Annotated in this window: 10 protein-coding genes; 7 read left to right on the forward strand and 3 right to left on the reverse strand. The window is 45.8% G+C overall.

Going from position 1 to position 11988, the window contains the following annotated elements; translation table 11 throughout:
- Window positions 1-181 precede the first annotated feature (181 nt).
- Together fur and AC3WQ3_RS13285 are read left to right on the forward strand one after the other, a co-directional pair.
- Window positions 182-673 carry a ferric iron uptake transcriptional regulator gene (fur, locus tag AC3WQ3_RS13280; protein ID WP_281280768.1) on the forward strand — a complete coding sequence of 164 codons (492 nt, stop codon included), beginning with the start codon at window positions 182-184 and terminating at the stop codon, window positions 671-673.
- A 125-nt stretch (window positions 674-798) separates the two neighbouring features.
- Complete coding sequence (locus AC3WQ3_RS13285; protein ID WP_336781970.1) at window positions 799-3132, forward strand: type IA DNA topoisomerase; 2334 nt, start codon at window positions 799-801, stop codon at window positions 3130-3132.
- Window positions 3133-3203: 71 nt separating this feature from the next.
- Here the strand turns inward: AC3WQ3_RS13285 and AC3WQ3_RS13290 are convergent, their stop codons facing one another.
- Together AC3WQ3_RS13290 and AC3WQ3_RS13295 are read right to left on the reverse strand one after the other, a co-directional pair.
- A complete protein-coding gene (locus AC3WQ3_RS13290; RefSeq protein WP_492472481.1) occupies window positions 3204-3968 on the reverse strand; it encodes an HAD family hydrolase in 765 nt (254 codons plus the stop codon).
- A 45-nt stretch (window positions 3969-4013) separates the two neighbouring features.
- A complete protein-coding gene (locus AC3WQ3_RS13295) occupies window positions 4014-4934 on the reverse strand; it encodes an ArsR/SmtB family transcription factor (protein ID WP_127536729.1) in 921 nt (306 codons plus the stop codon).
- A gap of 203 nt (window positions 4935-5137) precedes the next feature.
- Between AC3WQ3_RS13295 and AC3WQ3_RS13300 the strand changes: the two genes are divergently transcribed.
- The 5 genes from AC3WQ3_RS13300 to AC3WQ3_RS13320 all read left to right on the forward strand — a co-directional run bounded on the left by AC3WQ3_RS13300 (window position 5138) and on the right by AC3WQ3_RS13320 (window position 10679).
- Entirely contained in the window at window positions 5138-6337 is a 1200-nt protein-coding gene (locus AC3WQ3_RS13300; RefSeq protein WP_492472482.1) for an MFS transporter, read from the forward strand.
- Window positions 6338-6421: 84 nt separating this feature from the next.
- A complete protein-coding gene (locus AC3WQ3_RS13305) occupies window positions 6422-7147 on the forward strand; it encodes a phosphonate ABC transporter ATP-binding protein (RefSeq protein ID WP_127536731.1) in 726 nt (241 codons plus the stop codon).
- A gap of 16 nt (window positions 7148-7163) precedes the next feature.
- Window positions 7164-8486 carry a hypothetical protein gene (locus AC3WQ3_RS13310; RefSeq protein WP_492472483.1) on the forward strand — a complete coding sequence of 441 codons (1323 nt, stop codon included), beginning with the start codon at window positions 7164-7166 and terminating at the stop codon, window positions 8484-8486.
- Window positions 8479-9177 carry a response regulator transcription factor gene (locus AC3WQ3_RS13315; protein ID WP_095286490.1) on the forward strand — a complete coding sequence of 233 codons (699 nt, stop codon included), beginning with the start codon at window positions 8479-8481 and terminating at the stop codon, window positions 9175-9177. The genes AC3WQ3_RS13310 and AC3WQ3_RS13315 overlap by 8 nt, the downstream gene beginning before the upstream one ends.
- Window positions 9174-10679, forward strand: coding sequence for a sensor histidine kinase (locus AC3WQ3_RS13320; RefSeq protein ID WP_336781966.1), 1506 nt, complete (start codon window positions 9174-9176; stop codon window positions 10677-10679). The genes AC3WQ3_RS13315 and AC3WQ3_RS13320 overlap by 4 nt, the downstream gene beginning before the upstream one ends.
- A gap of 75 nt (window positions 10680-10754) precedes the next feature.
- Here AC3WQ3_RS13320 and AC3WQ3_RS13325 read toward each other — a convergent pair whose 3' ends face one another.
- Window positions 10755-11981, reverse strand: a complete 1227-nt coding sequence (locus tag AC3WQ3_RS13325) for a glucose-1-phosphate adenylyltransferase (protein ID WP_492472484.1) — start codon at window positions 11979-11981, stop codon at window positions 10755-10757.
- Between the last annotated feature and the right edge of the window lie 7 nt (window positions 11982-11988).

The following is an 11988-nucleotide window of genomic DNA, read 5'->3' on the forward strand; positions in this document are numbered from 1 at the left end:
CTTATAGTGGGAGTTGTTTTTTTATTTCATAACTCTATTGCACAGCAAATAATTTGGGCTAGTGTGCGGTATAGCATTGCTTTTTAAGTCGTAAAGATTTATTATTAGATTATAATAATTATAAATAAGACAACAAATGACATTGTTAAATAGAGAATTTAAATCCGGAGGTGCGACAGCTATGGCAAGAAACCGGGAGAAGTCCATTTCAGAACAAATATTTGACATTAAAAAGCAATTGGTAGACAAAGGATATAAATTGACACAACAACGTGAAGTGACGGTACGTGTGCTGCTTGAACATGAAAAGGATCATTTCAGTGCTGAGGAAGTGTTTCTGCTGGTGAAGGAGCAGTTTCCTGAGATCGGCCTGGCAACCGTATATCGGACACTAGAGCTGCTAAGTGATCTTCAGGTTGTAGAGAAAATTAATTTTGGAGATGGTGCTGCACGCTTCGATCTGCGGAGTACAGATGGCTCCCATCATCACCATCATTTGATCTGCACAGAGTGCGGAACCGTGGAAGAAATTATGGAAGATGGGTTGCTCCGTCTGGAGCAGCAGATTGAACGTCAATACGGATTTGCCGTGACGGATCATCGTCTTGACTTTCAGGGGGTATGCAGGGAATGCCGGGAAAAGCAGGCCATAAATGAACAAGCTGCAGGCTAATTGTTCCACGGAGGATGCTCCCGGAATCAAAATCTGATATAATAGGATTCAGAAGCAAGGGGCTTCCGTGGGCGGAAGGCCCCTTTTTGCCGTCATGCGGACGGTGAAGGAGGAGAGATGGACGGATGAAGACATTGGTTATAGCGGAAAAGCCTGATATGGGTCGAACCATTGCCGCCGTCATAGAACCAAGAGCCAAGAACAATCGCAGTTATCTTGAAGGTGAGCATTATATTATCACTTGGGCGATTGGTCATCTGCTCGGGCTTGCTGAACCGGATGCATATGATACGAAATACAAACGATGGAATATTGCGGATCTGCCCATTATTCCGGATCAGTTCAAAATCGTGCCGAATCCCAGAACAAAAGATCAGCTGAAGATCATTGGAGAGCTTGCCAAACGAGCATCATCGATCGTAAATGCATGTGATGCCGGGCGTGAAGGCCAGTATATTTTTGCATTGATTCAACAGCAGTTGAAGCTGCGTCAGCCGGTTAAACGACTATGGATTTCGGACCTGACTGCTGAGAGCATTAAACGTGGCTTTGACGGGCTTAAGGATGCATCAGAGTTCGAAAATCTGACTCATGCTGCTCGCGCCCGAAGTGAGGCCGATTGGCTGATTGGCATGAATGCATCACGTGCCTTTACGACTCGGCATAACGCGCTGTTATCTGTGGGGCGTGTACAGACACCCGTTCTTGCGTTGATCTATGATCGGGAAATGGAGATTGAAGCATTTCAATCACAGACATTTTATGAAGTCGCCGCATGGTTCCGTCAGGAGGGTGTAGAGTACAGAGGTTTACGCCAAGGAGACAAGCTCACAGACGCGGAGGCTGCTGAAGCGATAGCGAGCAGTGTGAAGGGCAAGACCGGACATATTACCAAGTATGAGGCGAAGCAAACGAAGGAGTATCCGTACAGACTATATGATCTGACTCTGCTGCAGCGTGAAGCCAATGCCAAGTATGGGTATGGAGCGAAGAAGACACTGGACATTGCACAGGCCTTGTACGAGAAACACAAGGTTATTTCCTATCCGCGGACGAATTCCAACTATGTTACGGAACAGAATATTGAGGGTATGCACAAAACATTAAACCTGATGAAGAATGGGCCCTATAGTGAACTGGCCATTGGTGCAAAACCTGAATTGGTTCATAAGAATAACAAGGGAGTCTGCAATCCCTCCAGGGTAGAAGATCACCATGCCATTTTACCTACGTTAAAAAGGCCAGGTACCTTATCGAAGGATGAGCAGAACATCTACGACCTGATCGTGAGAAGGTTTTTGTCTCATTTCTATCCGCCTGCAGAGTATAAACAGCATACCGTACTGACTGAAGTTGAGCAGCATCAGTTCAAAACTTCTGTGAAGGAGCTGCTGTCACTCGGATGGAAAGTCGTTCTGCCTTCTACAGATCAAGAGCAGAATGGCTCGGGAAAGAAAAAAACGAAGAAGAACAATAATGAGGAAGAAGAATCCGAAGAATGGACGGATAAGTCGTTCTCTGTGCAGCCAGAGCTTCCAGTGCAGTGTAGCAAGAGCGAGTTCAAGGAGAAAGCAACCCAACCTCCCAAAAGTTATACGGAGGGAACTTTGCTGAAAGCGATGGAAAGTGCGGGGAAGCAGATCGAAAACGAGGAACTGCGAGATGCCATGAAGGACAGCGGTCTGGGCACGCCAGCAACACGAGCTGCAACCATCGAGCGGCTCAAAAATGTTGGTTATATCACGATGCAGGGGAAAAAGATGCAGTTGACGTTAAAAGGCCGAACAGCGATCGAATTGATTCGGCGAGCCGGAGTTGATTTGTTAACCTCTCCGGAGATGACTGGACAATGGGAGAGAAGATTGTATCAGATCTCCAAAGGGGAAGCCGGTCAGGACAAATTTATGGAGAACGTTAAGAAATTCACCATGTCCATCATTGATAAGGTGCGTGTACAAGCCCCTGCACCTGCAGATGCCTTTGGTGAAGATTCACGCGGGGGACGTGGCAAAGGCAAGGGAGCAAAATCCTCAAAATCAGGAACGAAAACAACAGCGAGAACAGCAGCATCAGCTGCCAAATCATCACGGCAGTCTTCAGGATCTGTCTCCAAATCGAGTAACACAGCAGTCTCAGTAGCAAAGACTGCATCTGCGAGCTCGGCAAATGCTGGTGTTCGTGAGCCCTTGGCATCTTGTCCCTCGCCGGGATGCACCGGTCAGATTATTGAGGGGAAAAAAGGCTATGGGTGTACGCGGTTTAAGGAAGGCTGTGGGTTTGTCATCTGGAAAGAGTACGTTGGCAAAAAAATAACCAGTACGATGTTAAAGTCTTTAATTGAGAAAGGAAGCACACAGGTGCTGTCTTTCAAACGTAAGGACGGGAGTACGGTTAAGGCCCGGATCATCCTGCAGGATCAATCTTCGGGCAAGCTGTCAGCTGAAAGGCAGGAGTCATAGAATCGAGTGAACGAATGAATCGAATAAAGAACGAACTAATAATTATCACCGATGTACGCAAAAAAGGACCCTTAACCAAGGGTCCTTTTTTGTTGCTGTTGTTGAATATTTTCATGTATGATCTTCGGAACCTCTTCGAGAGCGGTGATGGTGTACATCGTCGTCTCCGGATTGGGCTGAAGTTCAACAATGTTATACTGCCATTCATTTGGTTGTTTGATATATATGCTGTGGATTCCAGCCGTAACCGCTGGCAAAATATCCGTGCGTAATGAGTTTCCGATCATCCATGTTGTTTTGCGGTCGAAGGGGCCAGAAGATAAAATGCCTTCAAGTGCTTCGACGTTCTTATGCTGCCTAATATAGATACGGTCATCGAAATAAGCGGATAACTTCATCTGATCAATCTTCCGTTGTTGAATCACCGTTTCGCCTCCGGTATACAGATAGAGGGCATGTCCGGCTGATTGCAGGCTTTCCAGTGTTTCAACCATATGAGGGTAAGGTTCAACCTCCCGATCATATACACTCATGCCAAGCTTAGTGAGGAACGTTTCTTCTTCAGTGGAAGTGGCTCTTGCATATTTCTGAGAGAAATAGCGATACGTATCAATAAGAGACTGTGGAAAATGGTGACTGGCGAATCCGACCTGGTTCACACCGGTCACGTCAATCTCCAGTTGTTTATCACGAATGTCCTGAACGGTTAATGCATGTTTGTCAAACCACTCCTGCATGTTCTCGAAGAATTCACCGAGGACTAAGTTGAAATATTTGTTGCAATAGACGAGCGTATCGTCCAGATCGAAAATGATATGCTGTTTAATCGTGTTCATTTCAAAATCACTCCTTGCAGCCGGCAACTCCAGTTACATCCTCATTTATATGCGAATATAGGATTCCAGGAACATGTTCAATTCAGACACGCCATCCGGCCGGATACTGTATTTCTCTTTGCGGTTACTGCCGAGCAGATGGGTTCGCAGCAAACCTGCGACACGTAGCGCCATAACCTGATCTTTAACCATGTCTTCGTCTTTGTTCAATTCTTCACACATCTCCGCAAGCGACTTTGGCTCATCAGATACGTAACGAAGCAAGCGAAGGCGTTCGGGATCAGCCAATGCATGTGTAAAACGCAGCAGACAGGTTGGCGGCTGATCTTCATTCTCTTCAGGAGTATCAACCGGGTATTGCATAATCATCATGCCTTCGTAGAAGCAGTAAATATTAATCGGACGGTTATGTACTGTGGGGAATAGAATCACTTCATCTAATCCGGGCATTGGCTCCACAATAACACCTGCTGTAGCATATTCGATAAGCAGTTCAGGTCCCATTTTCTCCAAAAGAATTCGCTTCTCATGAGCGTCTTCTTCCAGCCAGGTGCGATAATCGTCACTTATATTCTGACAGTAATGCTGGTCCCAGAGACGTAGAAGCGGCACGTAACTGTCCCGAATACGATTTGTTTCTTCTATAGTAATACTCGGCAGAAGAGGAGATACACGTGCAAACAATTCCTCTGCAGGCAGACTCGCAAGCATATGAAGAAAATCCTGATTCTCTGAAGAGCAGGTCCGGTAGGCAGCCCATGCGAACAAAACATCAAAATCATCAAAAGGCCAAGTCGACGCAGGTGCCAGAGCAGCACGTACGTTGGAACTTAGTTTGCCTTCCACTTCAAGAATCCATTCGGGGCCAACATCCAGATGTTGAATCCATTTTTTCGTGACATATACAAGAAAACTGTTCAGCATTTCATATATCGGTGAAACATCAATCTTGACATGATAAGTCATAACGATGCAGAATCCTCCCGTCACATCTAAATGTACGCAGCGACTTATGTACTATTATGGCTTGTTTTGCAGGGCGTTGTCCACTATAATGTTCAAGTCCGGGGCAAATGTACCGGTGAAGCAGCGCTTTATCATATGAATATGAATAACATGCGAAAAGTCGTCAGCGATGGCGATTTTTCTTTTGGTTGTCCGCAGGAGGAATGAAATTCGTGTCATCTATTAATGTCGCAAAATCATCAAATTCTACATCCAACTATTTCATCCTGATCATCGTTATAGTTGTAGCAGGGATTAGCCAGGGATTATTGCTTCCCGTACTATCCATTTTTCTGGAGCAAAAAGGGGTATCACCAGGGTTGAATGGCCTTAATGCAGCAGCGCTGTATGTAGGTTCCTTTGCAATGACTCTGGTCGCTGAACGGCTGCTCGGAGCGGTTGGTTTTAAAAAGCTGATTGTCGGCGGCCTGCTATTTGTTATGTTTCCCCTGATTCTTTTTCCGTATTTACCGGATATTAAAATATGGTTTATTCTTCGTCTTGTCGTTGGTATAGGCGATAGTGCTTTACATTATGCTGCTCAGCTCTGGGTCCTTCTCGTGACGGCACCCGAAAAGAGAGGTCGTTACATATCCCTATATGGCATGTCCTACGGACTTGGCTTCAGTATCGGGCCTTTGGGCATCAAGCTGCTCCGATTTGGCGAGGCAGTGCCGTTCTGGGTTCTTTTCGTTTGTATGGGGGCTGTGCTCCTGCTTGTATTAATGAAGCTTCCTGATACCAAACCGGAAAAAGCAGAGCATGGTCAGCTTCCGGAACACCGATTCCGTCGTAGCTGGGCCTGGGCATGGTATGCATTAATACCAGCTCTACTTTATGGCTATATGGAAGCCGGGATGAACAGCAATTTTCCGGTATATGGATTGCGGATTGGTTTAGACGCCAATCAGATCTCATCTTTACTGCCGTTTGTGGGAATTGGAGGATTGTTTCTGCAGCTGCCTCTGGGCATCCTCAGCGACCGCTTTGGACGTAAAAAAGTGTTAATGTCTGCTGGTATTGCAGGCGGGGTTATGTTCATGCTGGTACCTGTAGCCGGAACTCACTTCTGGTGGACGCTGGTATTACTGACCGTAGCAGGTGGGCTGGTAGGGTCCTTTTTCTCACTTGGACTTGCCTATGCAGCAGATATTTTGCCAAAGGCACTTCTTCCTGCAGCAAACGTCGTGGCCTCGTTCCATTTTACGATAGGCAGTATTCTGGGGCCGAATTTGGGTGGTCAGATGATCAATTGGATCTCACCCGGGAGCATGTTTATCCTGCTTGGTTGTTTTTATTTGCTTTTTGGTGCCGCAGGTGTCCTGTTCCAACATAAACCAAGTTCTCATTCTGTGTTAAAATAGAAGCTGGTGTTCGCATGGAAATTGATGTCCATTTCCGAGTACACTATATAGTAGGGAAAAACATGGACAAGAGGAGACATCGCGATGATCAGAGTTGAGAATTTGAGTAAATCCGTTGGAGCGGACCGTGTTCCGGTTCTGCGGGATATACGATTTGATATGCAGCAAGGTGAAATGATCGCAGTAGTCGGTTCAAGCGGCAGCGGAAAAAGCATGCTGCTCAAGTGCCTGGCCATGATGGAGAAATGGGATGGCGGCCGATTTACGGTTGACGGTGTCGAAATTTTGAAAGAAGGCTGGTCCGGCAAACGGAAAATTAAGCGTGAATGGGCATACTTGGAACAGAATCCTCAGCTCTATCCTAGAAAGTCAGCACTCAAAAACGTATTAATTGGTCGGTCTGGTCAGACGCCTTGGTGGAGAATGGTGACTGGAATGGTCCGTTCCGATGATTATATGGGTGCCATGGATTATCTTGAAGGACTCGGTCTTTTGGATAAAGCTCATCAAACCGCAGAAAAACTAAGCGGCGGTGAGAAGCAGCGTGTAGCGATTGCCCGTGCACTCGCCCATGGGGCCAAAGTCATTCTCGCGGATGAACCAGTAATTGGGCTTGACCCACATACTGCCGATACCGTTCTTGAGACACTGCGGAAACTATGCGAAGAGGAACGGGCAACCGTTATTGCCGTTTTACCAATCGAGATGGCGGAGAAGCATGCAGCTCGCATCTGGGGTCTTGCAGAAGGCAAGATTGCCTTTGATATACGTGGACGTAGACTGACACAGAAGGAAAAAAACATGATTTAAACTATTGAAATGAGTGATGAAATTGCTTAACTCAAGATGGGGGCGCCTGTTAGCGTGTGGAGCAGTGACGGTGGTGCTCGGCTCCGTTCTTAGCGGATGTACGGTCATAAGCGACCCCAAGGGCTTGATGAAGAAACCCATGCTGTCCACGGACAAACAAAAATTGTTTTACGTTGTTCAGAAGGAGCAGCCGCCAGAGAGCAATCTGATTCGTCCCAAAGACATGAACAATACCAGCATGATTCGTGTTGAAGATCTCGACGGGGACGGAACGCGCGAAGCTATCGTATTTTACGAAACACCCAATGAGAATGTGCGTATCCACGGCATGCTTCTGGAGGAACAGGGAGATACGTGGGTTAAGAAACTGACGTTTGACGTTCCGGGAAGTGAATTGCAATCCTTTAAAGTGTTGGATATCACGAACGATGGGAACCCGGATATCATACTCGGTGTGAGTCTGCAAGAGCAAAAAGCACTGACGGCGTATTCATATAATGGCGGTGCACTTGAGCAGGTATTGGGTGGAGTACCTTATAACCAGTTTATTATTGATGATCTGCAAGGTAACACACTGGACCTGAATGGGGATGGAAAAAGCGATTTTGCCATTGTAGCCCTAAATAACAGTGGGTTTGCAAGTGTAGCGTTGTATCAGTATGACGAAGGCAGCTTTAAGGAAGTTGATCGGCTGCAGACCGATTATACCGTTAAAGAGATCTACAATGCACTTGGAGGAGAAATCGCCAAGGATAAGATGGGTATTGTGCTGGACGCAGAGCTGGATGACCGCAGTTCTTTCTCACAACTGATCTATGTGAAGGATAACAAACTGGTAAATGCCTTCAAATCACCTGATCAAACCTATAGAGATGACAAAATTTTAAGCGGTGATTTCAACAATGATGGTATTATTGAGTTTGGACTAAAGGAAACGCCAAAAGGCTGGGAACATTACGTGTTTGATTCCCGCATGTGGTTTTATACCTTTTATCAATGGGATGGCAAGGATGGAAAGGAATTTGTCTCATTCCAGTACCGTGATGATGCCAATCTGTTTCATTTAAACTTAAAACCTGAGTGGTACGGCAAGATTACAATCGACACCAAATCGGAAAAGGAAAAATATATTCGATTTAAAATGATTGACACGGATGAAACCGTGGGTGAAATTAAATATTTCACGCTTTCTCAGTGGGAACAGGACAAAGGAAAGAGATGGAAAGAAATTACCCGAACAAACGACCGGGTGATTGCTTCACGTAATGCGCAGGATAGTAATGATGGATTACTTGATAATATGTCTCAGCTGAACAGAAAGGGAGAACTAAATGAGTAAAGTACTTATTCTTGAGGATGAAGAATCCATCCGCAGTTTTATCGTTATCAATTTGAAGAGAAACGGGTTCGAAGTGCTTGAAGCAGGAGATGGGCATGAAGCACTTCGCATCTTGCAAACTGTACCAGATATTGACCTGGCTCTTCTTGATGTCATGGTACCTGGAATTGACGGTTTTGAAGTGTGTCGGCGCATCCGTGAAACCAATGAACGTTTGGGCATCATTTTCTTGACGGCCAAGGTTCAGGAACAGGACAAGGTATATGCTCTTTCTGTTGGAGCAGACGATCATGTAAGCAAACCATTTAGCCCAACTGAACTGATCGCACGAATTCAATCCTTGCTGCGCAGAGTAAATGTGCATCGGGAGACTGCAGCTAAGGTCACATTCCAATCGGGGCCGTTTTCTCTTGATTTGATCTCCAAACAATTTAAAAAACAAAATGAATTGATTGAATTGACTCCAACCGAATTTTCACTTATTCAATTCTTCCTGGAAAAAGAGAATACACCACTTAGCCGTGATTTGCTCCTGGATCATGTATGGGGCAAGGAATATATGGGAGATCCCAAAATTGTGGATGTGAACATTCGCCGCTTACGCCAGAAAATCGAGAATAATCCTTCCGAACCTGAATACCTGCAGACTGTATGGGGTCACGGTTATAAATGGAAGGGCCGGGAGCAATGATTAAAAAAGGCATCACCAGGCAGATCGTACTACATTATTTTTTCGTAGTTCTGCTTGCTCTGTTATTGGTGGAATTTATTTTTATGCTTGCGGTGCAGCGGTATTATTACGAGAGTATCTACAATACCATCAGCTCTCATATTTCCATGTCAAAAGACTTTTTGGAGCCCATCGCCCGCGAGGATAATGCGGATAATGGTAATCTGTCGAAGTTGCTTTCGAACCTGGAACTATCCAGCACAGAGCTCGAAATTCTTGATCTCAATGGACGAGTTCTTGCCAGCTCTGCGGCCTTCGAGTCTGACCGGGCTGTAATGCAGACAAGTGATATCATGCAGGCCATAAATGGCAATACGGGACGGTGGGTAGGCAGACAACCGGGCACCGGTGAGCAAGTCATGGCCGTTTCGCACAAACTTGATCTGGGTGGGGAGAATACGTACATTGTTAGATATCTGACTTCACTCGAAAATGTAAACTCGAAGCTGCTTGTCATGGGATTGCTTGCCGTTGCCGTCGGGATTGCCGTTATGGCTATTGTTCTGATTATCAGCATTGGTATGGCGAACTCCATCGTCCGTCCCATTAACAATATTACCGCGGTATCTGCCCAGATGGCGAGAGGACGTCTGGATGTCAGAGTCAAAGGGAACTATAAGCATGAACTTGGTGAACTGGCATCCACACTGAATTTTATGGCTCATGAGATTGTTCGCAGTAACCAGATCAAGGATGATTTTATCTCATCCATTTCTCATGAGCTCAGAACACCACTGACTAGCATTAAAGGCTGGAGTGAAACGCTGGATTCAGGCGGATATGATCCGGATGAGACACGTATTGGCATGAGCATTATCTCGAAAGAAACAGAACGCTTAATCGGGCTGGTTGAAGAGATGCTGGATTTCTCCAAACTGCAGCAAAATCAGATGAAGCTGGTCAAAGGTACGGTCAGCATTCGTGAGATTGTGCAGGAAACGATGTTGAACGTTTGGGCCAAAGCGGAACAAAAGCAAATACATTTGAAGCTGGACACAGATGAGACCCGTGCTTTTAACGTGCATGGTGATGGAAATCGCCTCAAGCAGGTATTCCTGAACATCGTGGATAATGCAATTAAATTCTCACACGAAAATTCGTGGATTTATCTGTCGGTAAAAGAAGAGGACGGGAAGATCATAGCAGCTGTGCAGGATACCGGGATCGGGATTAGCGAGGAGCATCTCATCAAAGTACGTGATCGATTCTTCCAGGTCAATCACCAGAATGGTGGAACAGGATTGGGGCTTGCCATTACGCAAGAACTCGTGGAACTGCATGAAGGAACGATTACGATACAAAGTGAACTCGGATCGGGTACAACCGTCACGATAGAACTGCCCGCTTTGCCGGAAGAAGAGATCGTAACTGAGCATCAGGTGAATGAACTCGCTTCAGAAACGCAACAAGGAAGCGGGTCACAACATATTAATCCGGATTCAGATACAGGCAAAAGCGAATAAACACCCGATTACCATAGACACATTCTGAATGCACCAAAAAAGGCGAGCCATTAACGGCTTGCCTTTTTTGGTATATTATGAAGAGAGTTCGCCAGCGCGCAAGCGACCGGTTTTCTCATATACTTCTTTCAGAATACGTGCAGGCTGAGTGCGGACTGCCGGTTTGGCAGATACAACCTCATTAGGGCCTACAACGACAATTTCATCAGCAGTGCCTTTGACAATGGCGCCGTCCTTGATAATGGCATCTTCACCAATAATGGCACGTTCGATATGAACACCTCTACCGATACGGGCGTTTGGCATAATAACACTGTCTTTGACTTCAGAACCTTTTCCTACTTCAGCACCGCAGAAGATAACTGAGCGCTCTGCACGACCTTCAATGGCGCACGACTCATGGACCATGGAGGAGGCATGCTCAGCACGGGAATGACGAGCTTTGTGAGCACTTAATTTGGTTTTCCAGTCACGAGTAAACATCGGCCAGTGTTCTTTGTGCAGGCTCCAGTTTTCTTCGTTATGCAGCAGATCCATGTGAGCATCCCACAAGCTTTTTACAGTACCAACATCTTTCCAGTAACCATCGAAGTTATACACGAAAAGAGAGTTGTTTTCATTAAGCATTTGAGGAATAACGTCTTTACCAAAGTCGTGACTGGAATTCGGGTTAGCCGCATCCAGCAGAAGATGGCGTTTCAGATACTCCCAATTAAACATGTAAATCCCCATGGAAGCCAGGTTGCTTTTTGGTTCAGCTGGCTTTTCTGCAAATTCGGTCACACGCATATTTTCATCCGCAGCCATAATTCCGAAGCGATGTGCTTCATCCCAAGGAACTTCCATGACTGAAATAGTCGCAACCGCTTTATTGGCTTTATGGGATTCCAGCATGTCGCGATAATTCATGTGATAAATGTGGTCTCCCGACAAAATTAGAACATTTTCGGGGTTTTGCTGGTCAATATAGTCGATATTTTTATAAATGGCATCCGCCGTTCCCAAGTATTCGTCATTTCCTGTATGATAAGATGGAAGCAGGGAGATTCCTGCCTCTTCCGAATTCCCATGTCCCCATGGTTCTCCTCCACCAATGTGATCGTGTAAAGATTCAGCTTGGTACTGCGTCAATACTCCAACTGTATCGATTCCTGAGTTTACGCAGTTGCTGAGAGGAAAATCGATAATCCGGTAGTGCCCGCCAAACGGTACAGCGGGTTTAGCAATACTTGAGGTCAATGGGGCTAATCTTTTCCCCTCTCCTCCCGCCAACAGCATAGCGATGCAATCTTTATTAAACATAATCGTT

This window comes from Paenibacillus sp. FW104-T2, assembly GCF_058789975.1.